The following is a 14,791-nucleotide window of genomic DNA, read 5'->3' as shown; positions in this document are numbered from 1 at the left end:
CGGCTGTGGCAGCCTGGAAATCCTTGCCAACACCTTCGCGCAATTTTTTCGGGAAAGCCCGGCCGTATCTTCCTCTTAAGCCCAGGAGACGGCTAATGCTATTTTCCCTTACCACTCAACAACTGATGGAACGTCCCGACCTATGGGAGGCCGTCCATCGCCTGCGTTACAAGGTCTTCGTCGATGAGATGCGGTGGACCGATCTCGATCGCCCGGACGGCCTCGAAATCGATCAATTCGACCATGATGAGGCCGAACACCACCTTGTCATACGCAATGGCGAGCTTGCAGGCTATCATCGGATGCTGCCGACCACACGGCCGCATCTCCTTAGCGATGTGATGCCGGAACTCTGCGAGGGAAAGCGCCCTTCGGGACCGAATGTCTGGGAGCTAACCCGTTACGCGGTGGCGCCAGGCTTTCGCGATGGCAAGCGCGGCGTGTCTACGGTCGGCACCGAACTGATCGCCGGCTTCGTCGAATGGGGCCTTGCTCGCAATGTCGATCAGGTCATTATCGAGGTCGAGCCGGTGTGGGTGCTGCGGACGCTGCAGTTGCACTTCCTGGCGACGCCGCTCGGTTACCAGCGCACCTATGGCAACCAGCAGGTCGTCGCCACACTGCTGACCTTCAACGAGCATACGCTGGATGTCGTGCGTTCGCGCCGCAACCATCACGCCCCGGTGTTGGCCAGGGGCACCCCCCACATGCTCGGCATGCGGCAGGCGTCGTGAGACTGTCTTCACCCGACGCGCTTTAATGCATGTCGCTCAAAGTGGCCCCGGTTTTGAGAGAACGACATGCATGAAACAAAGACCTAAAGCGCGTCGCGTGAATCCGTTCAAATGCGATGCGCTTTAGACAATGGCCACAGAGCCCACCTCCGTGTGGGGGTGGGCTCTGTAATTTCAGCCTCTGCCTATCGAGGCCAGTCTCTACTTCTCGAGAAACGACGGCCCTTCGCCGACGATCTTTTTGTCTTCCTTGCCGATGGCGTCGAGATCGCGCCCATCATAGGGCAGTGACAACAGGATGCGCCGCATGACGGCCAGCCGCGAGCGTCGCTTGTCATTGGCCCGCACGATGATCCAGGGCGCGAACTGTTTGTGCGTGCGCTCGACCATCTGGTCGCGCGCCTTGGTGTAGTCGTCCCATTTGGTGATGCCGGCAATATCGATCGGCGAGAACTTCCAGTTCTTCAGCGGCGACCAGCGGCGGTCGTGAAACCGTTCGAGCTGGGTCTCGCGGCCGATGTTGAGCCAGAATTTGAAGAAATAGATGCCCTCATTGGAGATCATCCGCTCGAAATGCGGCGTCTCGTCGAGGAATTTTGCATGCTGTTCCGGTGTGCAGAAGCCCATCACCGGCTCGACGCCGCCGCGGTTGTACCAGGAGCGATCGAAGGTGACGAATTCGCTTGATGTCGGGAAATGGGCGACGTAGCGCTGGTAGTACCACTGCCCGACCTCGGTCGGGGTCGGCTTGGTCAGCGCCACGTTGCGCGCGGTTCGAGGATTGAGATACTGGCGCAGCACCGAGATGGTGCCGCCCTTGCCGGCGGCATCGCGCCCCTCGAACAGCGACATCACTCTGCTGCCGGTCGCCTGCAGCCAGGCCTGCGCCTTGACCAGTTCGATCTGCAGCCGCTCCAGCGTCTCGTCATACTCCTCGCTCTTCATTTTCTTGTCGTAGGGGTAGTCGCCTGCGGTCAGTTTGTGGTCCTCGATCCAGCTGGGAAGTTCGGGGTTTTCGATGTCGAACTCCCGCTCCTTGCCGTCCACCTTGATCTTCAGCGGCCCCTTTGCCGGCTCTGCGGCGGGACTTTCCTTGGCTTTTTTCATCGAGACGAACCTTTCCAGCTTGCGGACTCATGCTATGGGGGGCCTCAAACCCGGTCCAGCGGAAGTTTCGGCGGGACCGGCGCAGAAGCACGGAAAGCACGAATGGCTGACACCGGCGCAGAGCGGACAACCACGGGGCAGGCCGTCGCCGGCCGGCTGTGGAACAGCCGATGGCTGCTTGCCGCCGGTGCGATCGCCATCATGGCCGTTTATGGGTTTGCCGGTATCTCCGCCTATGTCATCCTGGCTGCGTTGACGGTGCTGCTGGCCGCCGCGCTTCTGCCAACCGGTGGCGCCAGCCGGTCTGCTGAGACCATTGCCACGGTCGAGGCGAGCGGGCTGCAGCGGCTTTCCGGCGAATATCTTGCGGCTGCCGTTGCCGATCCGCTGATCATCTTCGACCGCACCGCCACCATCGTCCACGCCAATGCCGCCGCCTATGCCGCCTTTGGCGGCATCGCGCCCGGCCTGTCGCTGTCGCTGAAATTCCGCGCCCCGGAAATGCAGGCATTGCTGGACGGCGTACTGTCGGGAGCCGTCGCCTCCGATGCCGTCGACTACACCGAGAAGCTGCCGGTGGAACGCGCCTACCGGGTCAGCGCGTCCTCGGTCGGCCACGCCACCGATCTCTATGTGCTGGTATTCAAGGACCAGAGTGAGACGCGCCGCATCGACCGCATGCGCGCTGACTTCATAGCCAATGCCAGCCACGAGTTGCGCACCCCGCTTGCTTCGATCTCGGGCTTCATCGAGACGTTGCGCGGCCCGGCCCGCAACGATCCGGCGGCGCGCGAGCAGTTCCTGCAGATCATGCAGAACCAGACCGGCCGCATGGCGCGCCTCATCGACGATCTCCTGTCGCTGTCGAGGCTTGAAATGAAGCCTTACCTGAGGCCGGGAACCGAGGTCGATCTGCGCCAGACCATCGACAGCGTCATCGATTCACTGGGCCCGCTCGCCAGCGAGAACGGCGTCGTCATCGAACGCGACTACGCCGAGGGGCCGCTCGACGTGCCCGGAGACCGCGACGAGCTGTTCCAGGTGTTCGAGAATCTCTTGGAAAACGCCTGCAAATACGGCCAGCCTGGCGGACGCGTCACGGTGTCGATCGCGCGGGGCGAGGCCGGCCCGGAACCGGGCATCGATGTCACCATCAGGGACTATGGCCCGGGCATCCCGGAAGAGCACATACCGCGCATTACCGAGCGCTTCTATCGCGTCGACGTGGAGAGCAGCCGCACGCAGAAAGGCACCGGTCTTGGCCTGTCCATCGTCAAGCATATTCTGACGCGCCACAACGCCCGGCTTTCGATCAAGTCGGAAGTTGGCAAGGGCGCGGCGTTCACGGTCCATTTGCCGGCAGGCTGAGGCGGTACTATCTGCTAACTGCCTGTTTCTTCTTTCTGTCATCCGGCTAGCGTATCAGCACAGGGTCGAGGAAAACGACTCAACAGGCCAAAGATTTAAGGAAGGCATTTCGCCCATGCAGTCCGTACACATTGTCAGCGCCTATGACGAAGAGCTGAAATACCTGGCGAAGCGCATCGCTGCGATGGGCGGCCATGCCGAGCGCATGGTCGAGCAGGCGATCCAGGCGCTGGTCAATGCCGATCCCGGCCTCGCCCAGAAGGTCATTCGTGACGACATCGTGCTTGACGATGGCCAGCGCGAAATCGACGACAAAGCCATCGTCATCATCGCCAAGCGCCAGCCCATGGCGACGGATCTGCGCGAGATCGTCGGCGCCATCCGCATTTCGGCCGACCTCGAACGGGTCGGTGACCTCGCCAAGAACGTCGCCAAGCGTGTGGTCAGCGTCATTGACGGACGCCAGCCGACCAGCCTGTTTCGCGGCCTCGAGGCGCTGGCCGAACTCGCTTTGACCCAGCTCAAGGAAGTGCTCGACGTCTATGCCTCGCGCTCGGTCGAGAAAATAGGCTTCGTTCGCGACCGCGACGACCAGATCGACGCCATGTACACCTCGCTGTTTCGCGAATTGCTGACCTACATGATGGAAGATCCGCGCAACATCACGCCGTGCACGCATCTGCTGTTTTGCGCCAAGAACATCGAGCGCATCGGCGACCACGCCACCAACATTGCCGAGACGATCTACTACATCGTCACCGGCGAGCAGTTGCCGGCCGAGCGTCCCAAGGGCGACAAGACCGACAAGATTGCCTTTCCGGCGCTGCCGGTGAAGTGATCGCGCACCCCTCGAACGCTTAATCATATTGCGCTAAACTACCCGGATGTTAGCGTCTCGGTTCCTGGCCAAGGCCAGGCGCTCAGGAGGCTGCGATGGAATATGTCCGAGAGTTCAAGCCGGCGCCGGCATCGTCCGGCATCATCGCGTCGAGCGTCTACACCGCCGGCAAGCGCATCGCCGACATTCCGATCGAGGAAGCCGGTGAATGGGCCAAGAAGTCGGGCCATGTCGTCTGGATCGGGCTGCTCGAACCCGACCGCGAGCTTCTGCTGCGCGTCAAGGCGCAATTCCATTTGCATGAGCTGGCGATTGAAGACGCCGAACATCCGCACCAGCGGCCGAAGATCGAGCAATATGGCGATGCGCTGTTCATCGTTGCCCGCACTGCACAGCTGATCGACGGACGCGTCACCTTCGGCGAGACGCATCTGTTCGTCGGCTCAGGCTATATCGTCAGCGTCAGGCATGGTCCCTCGACCTCATACGCCGCCGTGCGCCAGCACTGGGAAAGCTGTCCGCACTCACTGGCCAAGGGCGAGGATTTCGTCCTCTACGCCATTCTCGACTTCATCGTCGACAACTACATGCCGGTGCTCGAGCAGATCGAGGACGAGGTCGAGGCGATCGAGGACAGGGTGCTGCTGAAGCCGATGACCGGTCCCGACATCGAGCGGCTCTACATGCTGCGCCGCGATCTGTTGCGCCTGCGCAATGCGGCGCTGCCGCTGGTCGAGGTCTGCCGCCGGCTGACCAGCGCCGACCTGCCGCAGATCCATACCGCCATGCATCCGCTGTTTCGCGATGTCACCGATCATATCCGCACCGTGCAGGAAAAGATCGACAGCCTGCGCGAGGTTCTGGCCTTCGCTTTCGAAGCCAGCCTGCTGGTCGGCCAGAGCCAGGAAACCGCGAACACCAAGAAGCTGGCCTCATGGGCCGCGATCCTGGCGGTGCCGACGGCGCTCGCCGGCATTTACGGCATGAATTTCGACGACATGCCGGAGCTGAAGATGCAATACGGCTATCCCGTCGTATTGGTCTCGATCGCGCTGATCTGCTCGTTTTTGTATTGGCGATTTCGGAAGAGTGGGTGGCTGTGATGGTAGGCAGTAGGCAGTAGGCAGAATAAGGTAGCGCCTCACGAGCGCTACCCCATTCCCTACTGCCCAGTCCCCAATCCCTATTCCTAACTACCGGCTTCTGCGCCGCTCTGAAGCCGGCTGGAACGCCACCCTTGCGTGGTACTTGCAGTAAGGTCCGGTTTCAGCCGCCTCGTTGCCGCAGAAGTTGAAGTCTTCCGACAGCGGGTCGCCATTCGGCCATTTGCAGGTGCGCTCGGTGAGATCGGTGAGCTGCAGATGCCGCGAGATCGGCACGACGACGTTTTCGACCGGGCGGATGTAGTGGCGCGCCACTGGCTCGGCGTCGAACTGCGCCTGCAGCGCGTTCGCCCCGATCGACGTCGTGACATGGCGCTGCGTGGTTGCGGCGCGCGGCACCGATTTCTGGATCGAAGATCCCTGCGTTGTCTTCTTCTGACGCGCCGGCGTCGCGGTCGAGCGTCCGCGGCCCGACAGCTTCAGCCGGTGCACCTTGCCGATGACCGCGTTGCGGCTGACCCCGCCGAGTTGTGCGGCGATCTGGCTTGCGCTCAAGCCCTCCGACCACAGTTTCCTGAGAAGTTCGACCCGCTCGTCAGTCCAGTTCATGAGACCGCGCTCCTGCTAAGTGTGCGGCAGCCGGAATCCGTTCCCGACCCGGCAATCTTTGCCGGGGCAGACACCACATATATTAGGTGATTAGGTCCGCCGCACGAAATCTAGTTATTTCCCGACTACAATTACCTCATGTGTTGACTCGGTGACAAGAGTCCCAGGTGCAACACGAATCGGTTTTTTAGGTTTTCCCCAACTTGCCCGGTCGCTTATGAGCCGGCGTCTCGTCGGGAGCTGGCCACGCGCCTCTGCACGACGTTTTCGTTGACTTCATGGCCGAAAAACACGATAAGCCGCAAAGGCCGCCGCTTTGGCGGCTTTTTTGATTTTTCCGGTACCGGAGACGCATATAATGAGCGGTTCGGCGCTTTACGAGACCTTTGCCCGCGCCCCTTTGGCCTTCGATCATGGCGAAGGCACCTGGCTGGTTACCGACAAGGGCGAGCGATATCTCGATTTCGCTGGCGGCATCGCGGTCAATTCGTTGGGCCACAGCCATCCGCATCTGGTCTCGGCGCTGACCGAACAGGCGGCCAAGCTCTGGCACGTCTCCAATCTCTACGAGATCCCGGGGCAGACCCGGCTCGGCGAGCGGCTGGCTGACGCCACCTTCGCCGACAAGGTGTTCTTCACCAATTCCGGCGCCGAGGCGCTCGAATGCGCGATCAAGACGGCGCGGCGCTACCAGTTCGTCAAGGGCCATCCCGAGCGCTTCCGGGTCGTCACCTTCGAAGGCGCCTTCCACGGCCGCACGCTGGCGACCATCGCCGCCGGCGGCCAGTACAAATATCTCGAAGGTTTTGGGCCCAAGGTCGAAGGCTTCGACCAGGTCGGCTTCGACGACATCGACGCCGCCGAGAAGGCGATCACACCAGAGACCGCCGCGATCCTGATCGAACCGGTGCAAGGCGAGGGCGGCATCCGCCCGGTGCCGACGCAATCCTTGAAACGGCTGCGGCAGCTCTGCGACCAGCACGGCCTGCTGCTGATCTTCGATGAGGTCCAGTGCGGTATCGGTCGCACCGGAAAGCTGTTCGCGCATGAATGGACCGGCGTGACGCCCGACATCATGGCGATTGCCAAGGGCATTGGCGGCGGCTTCCCGATGGGCGCGTGCCTCGCCACCGACGACGCTGTCGTCGGCATGACGGCAGGCGTGCATGGCACCACTTTCGGCGGCAATCCGCTGGCCATGGCGGTCGGCAACGCTGTGCTCGACGTCGTGCTGGAAGACGGCTTCCTCGAAGACGTCCAGCGCAAGGCATTGCTGATGAAGCAGGGCCTGGCGGCGGTCGCCGACGAATTTCCCGATGTCATCGAAGGCATCAGGGGCAGCGGCCTGATGCTTGGCCTGAAATGCGCCATGCCCAACACCAAGGTCAACATGGCGCTGCGCGACCAGCATCTGCTGGCGGTGCCGGCCGGCGACAACGTCATTCGTCTGCTGCCGCCGCTGACCGTCACCGACGCCGAGATCGGCGAAGCGCTCGATCGCATCCGCGCCGGCGCCAAGGGCCTGACCGACGCCATCGCCGCGGCCGCCGCGAAGTAATCCCGAGAACCATTCCCGATGAGCCTTCGCCATTTCACCGATCTTTCCGCCGTTTCCGAAGGCGATCTGCGCCTGATGCTGGACGATGCGGTGGTGCGCAAGGCGCGCCTCAAGGCCGGCGAACGGACCAAACCGCTCGAAGGCAAGGTGCTGGCCATGATCTTCGACAAGCCGTCGACGCGCACGCGCGTGTCCTTCGACGTCGGCATGCGACAGCTCGGCGGCGAGACCATCATGCTGACCGGCACCGAAATGCAGCTCGGCCGTTCCGAGACCATTGCCGACACCGCCAAGGTGCTGTCGCGCTATGTCGACGCCATCATGATCCGCACCACGTCGCATGAGCGGCTGCTCGAGCTGACCGAGAATGCCACGATTCCGGTCATCAACGGGCTGACCGACGACACCCATCCCTGTCAGCTGATGGCCGACATCATGACCTTCGAGGAGCATCGCGGTCCGGTTGCCGGCAAGACCATCGCCTGGACCGGCGACGGCAACAACGTGCTGCATTCGCTGCTCGAAGCTTCGGCGCGGTTCCGCTTCAACCTGAACGTCGCAGTGCCGGAAGGCAGCGAGCCGGCGCAAAAGCATATCGACTGGTCGAAGAGCAATGGCGGCAAGCTGCACTTCACCCGCTCGCCCGAGGAAGCCGTCGACCAAGCCGACTGCATCGTCACCGACTGCTGGGTGTCGATGGGCCAGGAACACCGCGCCCGCGGCCACAATGTCTTCTCGCCCTATCAGGTCAATGCGGCGCTGATGGCCAGGGCCAAGCCCGACGCCCTGTTCATGCACTGCCTGCCGGCGCATCGCGGCGAGGAAGTCACCGACGAGGTCATCGACGGTCCGCATTCGGTTGTCTTCGACGAAGCCGAGAACCGGCTCCACGCCCAGAAGGCGGTTTTGGCCTGGTGTCTGGGCGCTTGATCTCCAGGCGCTTGATCTCCAAGCGCTTGATCCGGGGCGGCGCGATGCCTATTTGCGCCCCATCACGCAAATCAAGCGCGTTTGGACGCATGCACCCCTCCGGGCCGCATGGCCGCGCCCTGGAGCTTTGTCATGTTGGAAACGCATCAAGTGACTGAACATCACCCCAAACTCGGCGAGTTCGGCTATGCCGGCGACGATCATGTCGTGCCCTTCGAGGTAGGCCCGCTCGACGTGCGCGGCCGCACCGTGCAGCTCGGGCCGATGCTCGACGCCATCCTCAACCGTCATGACTATCCCGAGCCGGTCGCCCGCCTGCTGGCGGAAGCCTGTGTGCTGACGGTGCTGCTCGGCACTTCGCTCAAATTCGAAGGCAAGTTCATCCTGCAGACCCGCACCGACGGGCCTGTCGACATGCTGGTCGCGGATTTCTCCACGCCCTCGGCATTGCGCGCCTATGCGCGCTTCGATGCCGACCGGCTGGAGGCCCTGGTGGCCGCAGGCCAGACCTCGCAGCAGACGCTGCTGGGCAGCGGCGTTTTGGCGCTGACCATCGACCAAGGCGCGCACACGCAGCGCTATCAGGGCATCGTCCAGCTCGACGGCGAGACGCTGGAAGACGCCGCGCGCACCTATTTCCGCCAGTCGGAGCAGATCCCGACCGACCTCCGGCTGTCGGTGGCCAAGCTGCTGACGCCCGGCCCCGGCGGTGCGCGCGAGCAGTGGCGCGCCGGCGGTATCCTGGCGCAGTTCCTGCCGCAGTCACCCGAGCGCATGCGCGTGCCCGACATTTCGGGCGGCGACGGCGATCCGCGTGACGTGACGCAGGAGCCGGCCGACAATTCGTGGCGCGAGCTGGTGGCGCTGCTCGGCACCATCGAGCCGACCGAGCTGATCGACCCGACCATCGGCGCCGAGCGGCTGCTCTACAGGCTGTTCCACGAACATGGCGTGCGCGTCTTCGGCGGCGTGCCGGTCGCCGACCAATGTTCCTGCTCAAGGGACAAGATACGCGGCATCCTCGAGGGGTTTTCCGCGCAGGAGATCAAGGACAGCACCGAAGATGGCGGCATCCACGTCGCCTGCGAGTTCTGCTCGAAGCAGTACGACTTCGACCCGGCGGAGTTTGCAGCTCAGTAGCATCTCTTCCTTCTCCCCGTTCACGGGGAGAAGGTGCCCGAAGGGCGGATGAGGGGCAGCGCGAACTTTGGTGAATGGCCGCGCATAGCCTACGTCATGTGCGTGGAAGATGACCTCATGAGTCTGGCGCTGCCCCTCATCGCCCTGCCGGGCATTTCTCCCCGTATAGTGACGGGGAGAAAACCCCTAATTCACCGTCCGTCGGGTCCCCGGCAGATCCAGCGAAAACGCGGGAATAGCGACGTCGAACGTCTCGCCCTTTTTGTTGCGCATGGTGTAGTGGCCGACCATGAAGCCGGACGGCGTCGAGAGCGGGCAGCCTGACGTGTATTGATAGCTGTCGCCGGGATTGAGCTCAGGCTGGTCGCCGACCACGCCGGCGCCGCGCACTTCCTCGATCCGGCCGCTGCCGTCGGTGATGTGCCAGTAACGCGACATAAGCTGCACGAAATCGTCCGACTGGTTGTCGATCGTCACCTGGTAGCCCCAGACATAACGGTTCTCCGCCGGGTCCGAGCGGTCCTCCAGGTAGAACGGTCTGACCTGCACTTCGATGTTGCGCGTGACGGCGCGATACATGGGCTGCTCCGGTTGCGCGGCAAGGAACATTTGTCGCGCTATGCGGTTTGATACGCGCACAACGGCATGTCCTGCCAGCCTCAAAGCGGAGGTGCCGACAAACAATGTCATTTAAGTGACACATGACAGTGTTGGTGTGGGCAAACCTTGCCGGCGACTCAAGGCCCATCTGTCGACTGACAAAGCAGCCGCGAGCGGCCTTTCCGGAGTGACCAGATCTCATGGAACTAGCTCTCACAGCCGCCTTCGCTTCCTCCGCTTTGCTTCTTTCCAATCTCGCCAGCATCCTGCTTGCTTCGTCGAAACTGCAAGCGCGTCGCCTTATCCCTCCGCCGTCCGACGAGCAGCCACCGGTCTCGATCGTCGTACCGTCGCGCGGCGTGGAGCCGTTCACACAAGAGACGCTGCAGCGAGCCTTCTCGCTCGACTGGCCGCGCTACGAACTGATCTTCTGCGTCGCTCACGCCGACGATCCCGTCGTCAAACTGATAAACAGGGCGATCGTCCTGTTTCCCAACGTGCCGGCCCGGCTGCTGATCGGCGACGACCGCGTCAGCAGCAACCCGAAGCTCAACAACTGCGTCAAGGGCTGGGAAGCGGCGCGCTATCATTGGGTTATTCTGGCGGATTCCAACGTGCTGATGCCAAGGGATTACGTCCAGCACCTGATGGCGGCCTGGCGGACCAATACCGGGCTTATCTGCTCGACGCCGATCGGCTCTCGGCCGGATGGCTTTTGGGCCGAGGTCGAATGCGCGTTCCTCAACACGCTGCAGGCGCGCTGGCAATATGCCGGCGAGGCGCTCGGTCTCGGCTTTGCCCAAGGCAAGAGCATGCTGTGGAACAAGCCGATGCTCGATACCAGTGGCGGTATCCGTGCGCTGGCCGCCGAGATCGCCGAGGATGCTGCTGCAACCAAGCTGGTCAACGGACTGGGCCTGCGCGTCAATCTCGTTGCCTCGCCTTTCGATCAACCACTGGGGCAGCGCCGACTTGCCGACATCTGGTCGCGTCAGGCGCGCTGGGCGCGGTTGCGCCGCGTCACTTTCCCGCTGTTTTTCGCACCCGAGATCCTGACCGGCGTCGCCGTGCCGTTGGCGTTGGCGCTGGTGGCGGCAGCAAGTGCCGGCGTCAGCCTGCCGGCCACGGTGTTGGCCGTGCTGGCGGCGGCCTACATTCCCGAATGCGCGCTGGCCGCGGCCAAGGGCTGGCACCTGTCGCTGCGCATGGTCCCGGCGATGATGGTCCGCGACATGATGCTTCCCGCCATCTGGGCGCGCGGCTGGCTGAGCGGCGCCGTCGATTGGCGCGGCAACACCATGATCATCGGCACCAAGGCAGCCGAGCTGGAAGAGGCTTCGTCGGGAGCGTGACGCCTCGCGGCCTACCCGGCTGCCTTCAGTGCCTGCGCAACGTCCTCCAGCAGATCGTCCGTATCCTCAAGACCGACCGACAGCCTGAGCGTTCCCGGCCCGATGCCAAGCTCGGCGCGAGCTTCGTCGCTGAGGTTCTTGTGCGTGGTGGTCGCCGGATGGGTGATCAGGCTCTTGGCGTCGCCGAGATTGTTGGAGATCAGCACGATGTCGAGCGCGTTCTGCAAGGCGAAGGCCGCCTGCTTGCCGCCCTTCACGTCGAGGCAGATCAGCGTCGATCCGCCCGTCATCTGCTTCTTGACGATGTCGGCCTGCGGGTGGTCGGCGCGGCCGGGATAGATGACGCGGGCGATTTCCGGCCGTCCTGCCAGGAAATCCGCGATCTTGGCCGCGCTTTCCGTCTGCTGGCGCACCCGAACCGGCAGCGTCTCCAGGCCCTTGAGCAGCGTCCAGGCGTTGAACGGCGACAGGCTCGGGCCGGTGTGGCGGAAATAGTCGTGCAAATTCTCGTCGATCCATTTCTTGTCCGACAGGATGATGCCGCCGAGACAGCGTCCCTGGCCGTCAATGTGCTTGGTCGCGGAGTAGACGACGATATGGGCGCCGAGCTGCAAGGGCTTCTGCTGCAAGGGCGTGGCAAAGACATTGTCGACGATCAGCCTGGCGCCGATCGAGGTGGCGAGCGCCGCCACCGCTGCGATGTCGACCACTTCCAGCGTCGGATTGGTCGGGCTTTCCAGGAAGAACAGTTTCGTGTTCGGCCGCACCGCCTTTTCCCAGTTGGCGATGTCGGTGCCGTCGACCAGCGTTGCCTCGATGCCGTATTTCGGCGCCAGCGTCTCCACCACCCAGCGGCAGGAGCCGAACAGCGCGCGCGCCGCAACGATATGGTCGCCGGCCTTGGCGCTGCACAGGAGCGCTGCCGTCACCGCCGCCATGCCGGACGCCGTGGCGCGCGCATCTTCGGCACCCTCCAGCGCGCACATGCGCTTTTCGAACATGTCGACGGTAGGGTTGGCATAGCGCGAATAGATGAAGCCCGGCTCCTCGCCCTTGAAACGGGCCTCGGCAGCCTGCGCCGTCTCGTAGACATAGCCTTGGGTGAGGTACATCGCTTCGGACGTCTCGCCGAACTGGGAACGCAGCGTTCCCCCGTGCACGAGTGCGGTCTGAGGTTTCCAGTTACGCTTCTTGGTGCTCATCGCTTTTGTTCCAGACACAAAAAAACCGGCCGCGAAAGTCGCAACCGGTCCATATGGCCTTGCGGCCCGACGGTCCTTTAGCGACTTGTTTAACGTGGCTGCAAGCCGACCGGCCAAATCACCACGGGATAACGACCCTTTAGACCTCACCTGCGCTTGCGTCAATTGCCGGCTTCATTAAGAGGTTTGTACCAGGCAGGTTCCGCAATAATATCCAGCGGTTTTGCGGCAAGAACCTGCCACAAAGAGACCGACCTTGGAGCGGAGCCAGCCTTTTGCGGCAGACAGGCATTCTTCCCGATCAGGACATTTCCGCGCTGTTTCAGTCCGGCGCGCTGAAGTCGCCGCGCGCGCTCGATGTCGACCAGGTGCAGCCGGCGAGCCTCGATCTCAGGCTCGGCGACAAGGCTTTTCGCGTGCGCGCCTCCTTCCTGCCGGGTCCCGATCATCTGGTGGCCGACAAGCTTCACCGGCTGAAATTGCACGAATTCAGTCTCGCCGAGGGCGCGGTGCTGGAAACCGGCTGCGTCTACATCGTGCCGCTGCTCGAAAGCCTGGCGCTGCCCGCAAACGTGTCGGCCTCGGCCAACCCGAAAAGCTCGACCGGCCGGCTCGACATCTTCACCCGGGTGATGACCGATCGCGGCCATGAGTTCGACAAGATCGCCCCCGGCTATCACGGGCCGCTTTATCTCGAAGTCAGTCCACGCACCTTCCCGATCGTCGTACGCGCCGGATCGAGGCTGTCGCAGATCCGCTTTCGCACTGGCAACGCGCTGTTGTCGGAGGCAGAACTGAACGAATTGCACCGCGCCGAGATGCTGGTGGCGACCGAGCCGCCCAACATTTCCGGCGGCGGCATTGCGCTGTCGATCGATCTCGACGGCGACCAGAACGGCCTGGTCGGCTATCGCGGCAAGCATCACACCGGCTTGGTCGATGTCGACAAGCGCGCCGCCCAGGATGCCGTCGATTTCTGGGAGCCGCTCTACAAGAGCGGCGCCGGCGAACTGGTGCTCGACCCGGACGAGTTCTACATCCTGGTCAGCCGCGAAGCCGTGCACGTGCCGCCGCTCTACGCCGCCGAGATGACGCCCTTCGATCCGCTGGTTGGCGAATTCCGTGTTCACTATGCCGGCTTCTTCGATCCGGGCTTCGGCCATTCGGCCTCAGGCGGCACCGGCAGCCGGGCGGTGCTCGAAGTGCGCAGCCACGAAGTGCCGTTCATCCTCGACCACGGCCAGATCGTCGGCCGGCTGGTGTACGAACACATGCTGAAGCGGCCGCAGGCGCTTTACGGCACCGATCTCGGCTCGAATTACCAGGCGCAAGGCCTCAAGCTCTCCAAGCATTTCCGCCCCGCCGGCTGAACCTTCGATCACCGTCAGGCAAAATACTTGCCTGCGCTGCCTCACCATGCTTGGCTGCCTTTCGGTGGCCGGCAAGAGAACGGCGCGCAAGGGGAACCAAAATGCAGATTTCAAGATGGATCATATCGGCAGCGAGCGCTGCCATGCTGGTGATGTCGGCCGGCTCGCTGGCTGAGGCGCAGGAGAAATTGAAGATCGGCACCGAGGGCGCCTATCCGCCCTTCAACACCATCACCGCGGACGGCAAGATCGAGGGCTTCGACATCGACATTGCCAATGCGCTGTGTGCGCAGATGAAGGTCGAGTGCGAGATCGTCACCCAGGACTGGGACGGCATCATCCCGGCGCTGCAGGCGAAAAAGTTCGACGCCATCATCGCCTCGATGAGCATCACCGAGGAGCGCAAGAAACAGGTCGCCTTCACCAACAAATACTACACGACGCCGCTGGCACTGGTGGCGCCGAAGGACAGCGACCTCACTTCCACCGAACCGGCAGCCCTTGCCGGCAAGACGGTGGGCGCGCAGGCCTCGACCACCCAGGCCGACTATGCGCAGGACGCCTATGGCAAGGCCGGCGCCGAGGCGAAACTCTACCCCACCCAGGAAGAGGCGATCACCGACCTGCAGAACGGCCGTCTCGACGCCGTCATCTCCGACAAGTTCGTGCTGATGGACTGGCTGAAGAAGGCGAGCGAAGGCTGCTGCAAGCTTGTCGGCGACGTCAAGGGCACCGAGACGCAAGCCGGCATCGCTGTCCGCCTGGAAGACACGGCGCTGCGCGACAAGCTGAATGCGGCGATAGACGCCATCGTCGCCGACGGCACTTACAAGAAGATCCAGGCCAAGTATTTCGATTTCGATATTTATTGACTTCCGGC

At 63.0% G+C, this 14,791-nt stretch carries 14 protein-coding genes and 1 riboswitch; of the genes, 10 read left to right on the top strand and 4 right to left on the bottom strand.

The window, feature by feature from the left end:
- Positions 1–95: 95 nt before the first annotated feature.
- Positions 96–734, top strand: coding sequence for an acyl-homoserine-lactone synthase (locus tag NLY33_RS01560; protein ID WP_023681954.1), 639 nt, complete (start codon positions 96–98; stop codon positions 732–734).
- 201 nt (positions 735–935) lie between these two features.
- Here the strand turns inward: NLY33_RS01560 and ppk2 are convergent, their stop codons facing one another.
- The gene (gene ppk2 / locus NLY33_RS01555; protein ID WP_023703442.1) at positions 936–1,841 is read right to left on the bottom strand and encodes a polyphosphate kinase 2; all 906 of its coding nucleotides are present in this window, start codon (positions 1,839–1,841) and stop codon (positions 936–938) included.
- Positions 1,842–1,943: 102 nt separating this feature from the next.
- Here ppk2 and NLY33_RS01550 point away from each other — a divergent pair, with 102 nt between their 5' ends.
- From NLY33_RS01550 to NLY33_RS01540, 3 genes are all read left to right on the top strand, one after another.
- A complete protein-coding gene (locus NLY33_RS01550) occupies positions 1,944–3,209 on the top strand; it encodes an ATP-binding protein (RefSeq protein ID WP_023703441.1) in 1,266 nt (421 codons plus the stop codon).
- A gap of 115 nt (positions 3,210–3,324) precedes the next feature.
- Complete coding sequence (gene phoU / locus NLY33_RS01545; protein WP_023703440.1) at positions 3,325–4,047, top strand: phosphate signaling complex protein PhoU; 723 nt, start codon at positions 3,325–3,327, stop codon at positions 4,045–4,047.
- 95 nt (positions 4,048–4,142) lie between these two features.
- A complete protein-coding gene (locus NLY33_RS01540) occupies positions 4,143–5,150 on the top strand; it encodes a magnesium and cobalt transport protein CorA (protein ID WP_023669626.1) in 1,008 nt (335 codons plus the stop codon).
- A 90-nt stretch (positions 5,151–5,240) separates the two neighbouring features.
- On the opposite strand, the gene NLY33_RS01535 is transcribed toward NLY33_RS01540, so the two are convergent.
- Complete coding sequence (locus NLY33_RS01535) at positions 5,241–5,759, bottom strand: GcrA family cell cycle regulator (protein ID WP_023669627.1); 519 nt, start codon at positions 5,757–5,759, stop codon at positions 5,241–5,243.
- A gap of 358 nt (positions 5,760–6,117) precedes the next feature.
- Here NLY33_RS01535 and NLY33_RS01530 point away from each other — a divergent pair, with 358 nt between their 5' ends.
- The 3 genes from NLY33_RS01530 to NLY33_RS01520 all read left to right on the top strand — a co-directional run bounded on the left by NLY33_RS01530 (position 6,118) and on the right by NLY33_RS01520 (position 9,387).
- Positions 6,118–7,317: an aspartate aminotransferase family protein gene (locus NLY33_RS01530; protein ID WP_023669628.1), complete on the top strand. Its 1,200-nt coding sequence runs from the start codon at positions 6,118–6,120 to the stop codon at positions 7,315–7,317.
- An 18-nt stretch (positions 7,318–7,335) separates the two neighbouring features.
- Positions 7,336–8,247: an ornithine carbamoyltransferase gene (argF, locus tag NLY33_RS01525; RefSeq protein ID WP_023669629.1), complete on the top strand. Its 912-nt coding sequence runs from the start codon at positions 7,336–7,338 to the stop codon at positions 8,245–8,247.
- A 108-nt stretch (positions 8,248–8,355) separates the two neighbouring features.
- Positions 8,356–9,387, top strand: coding sequence for an Hsp33 family molecular chaperone (locus NLY33_RS01520; protein WP_027049368.1), 1,032 nt, complete (start codon positions 8,356–8,358; stop codon positions 9,385–9,387).
- Between the two features lie 186 nt (positions 9,388–9,573).
- Here NLY33_RS01520 and apaG read toward each other — a convergent pair whose 3' ends face one another.
- Entirely contained in the window at positions 9,574–9,966 is a 393-nt protein-coding gene (apaG, locus tag NLY33_RS01515) for a Co2+/Mg2+ efflux facilitator ApaG/CorD (RefSeq protein WP_023681948.1), read from the bottom strand.
- A gap of 221 nt (positions 9,967–10,187) precedes the next feature.
- On the opposite strand from apaG, the gene NLY33_RS01510 reads away from it, so the two are divergent.
- A complete protein-coding gene (locus NLY33_RS01510; RefSeq protein WP_023703438.1) occupies positions 10,188–11,339 on the top strand; it encodes a ceramide glucosyltransferase in 1,152 nt (383 codons plus the stop codon).
- 11 nt (positions 11,340–11,350) lie between these two features.
- On the opposite strand, the gene NLY33_RS01505 is transcribed toward NLY33_RS01510, so the two are convergent.
- Positions 11,351–12,541, bottom strand: coding sequence for an O-succinylhomoserine sulfhydrylase (locus NLY33_RS01505; protein ID WP_023669633.1), 1,191 nt, complete (start codon positions 12,539–12,541; stop codon positions 11,351–11,353).
- 57 nt (positions 12,542–12,598) lie between these two features.
- A riboswitch (SAM riboswitch) is annotated at positions 12,599–12,676 on the bottom strand.
- A gap of 140 nt (positions 12,677–12,816) precedes the next feature.
- Between NLY33_RS01505 and NLY33_RS01500 the strand changes: the two genes are divergently transcribed.
- Together NLY33_RS01500 and NLY33_RS01495 are read left to right on the top strand one after the other, a co-directional pair.
- The gene (locus tag NLY33_RS01500; protein WP_023699517.1) at positions 12,817–13,911 is read left to right on the top strand and encodes a 2'-deoxycytidine 5'-triphosphate deaminase; all 1,095 of its coding nucleotides are present in this window, start codon (positions 12,817–12,819) and stop codon (positions 13,909–13,911) included.
- 101 nt (positions 13,912–14,012) lie between these two features.
- Positions 14,013–14,783, top strand: a complete 771-nt coding sequence (locus tag NLY33_RS01495; RefSeq protein ID WP_023703437.1) for an ABC transporter substrate-binding protein — start codon at positions 14,013–14,015, stop codon at positions 14,781–14,783.
- Positions 14,784–14,791: the final 8 nt, after the last annotated feature.

This window comes from Mesorhizobium sp. C432A, from assembly GCF_030323145.1.
Taxonomy (GTDB): Bacteria; Pseudomonadota; Alphaproteobacteria; order Rhizobiales; family Rhizobiaceae; genus Mesorhizobium.
This window is presented reverse-complemented; position numbering and strand designations above follow the sequence as displayed.

Bases quoted from the DNA above. Each gene is read 5' to 3' on its own strand.
- NLY33_RS01560 (WP_023681954.1), top strand. From the start codon at position 96: ATGCTATTTTCCCTTACCACTCAACAACTGATGGAACGTCCCGACCTA.
- ppk2 (WP_023703442.1), bottom strand. From the start codon at position 1,841: ATGAAAAAAGCCAAGGAAAGTCCCGCCGCAGAGCCGGCAAAGGGGCCG.
- NLY33_RS01550 (WP_023703441.1), top strand. From the start codon at position 1,944: ATGGCTGACACCGGCGCAGAGCGGACAACCACGGGGCAGGCCGTCGCC.
- phoU (WP_023703440.1), top strand. From the start codon at position 3,325: ATGCAGTCCGTACACATTGTCAGCGCCTATGACGAAGAGCTGAAATAC.
- NLY33_RS01540 (WP_023669626.1), top strand. From the start codon at position 4,143: ATGGAATATGTCCGAGAGTTCAAGCCGGCGCCGGCATCGTCCGGCATC.
- NLY33_RS01535 (WP_023669627.1), bottom strand. From the start codon at position 5,759: ATGAACTGGACTGACGAGCGGGTCGAACTTCTCAGGAAACTGTGGTCG.
- NLY33_RS01530 (WP_023669628.1), top strand. From the start codon at position 6,118: ATGAGCGGTTCGGCGCTTTACGAGACCTTTGCCCGCGCCCCTTTGGCC.
- argF (WP_023669629.1), top strand. From the start codon at position 7,336: ATGAGCCTTCGCCATTTCACCGATCTTTCCGCCGTTTCCGAAGGCGAT.
- NLY33_RS01520 (WP_027049368.1), top strand. From the start codon at position 8,356: ATGGCCGCGCCCTGGAGCTTTGTCATGTTGGAAACGCATCAAGTGACT.
- apaG (WP_023681948.1), bottom strand. From the start codon at position 9,966: ATGTATCGCGCCGTCACGCGCAACATCGAAGTGCAGGTCAGACCGTTC.
- NLY33_RS01510 (WP_023703438.1), top strand. From the start codon at position 10,188: ATGGAACTAGCTCTCACAGCCGCCTTCGCTTCCTCCGCTTTGCTTCTT.
- NLY33_RS01505 (WP_023669633.1), bottom strand. From the start codon at position 12,541: ATGAGCACCAAGAAGCGTAACTGGAAACCTCAGACCGCACTCGTGCAC.
- NLY33_RS01495 (WP_023703437.1), top strand. From the start codon at position 14,013: ATGCAGATTTCAAGATGGATCATATCGGCAGCGAGCGCTGCCATGCTG.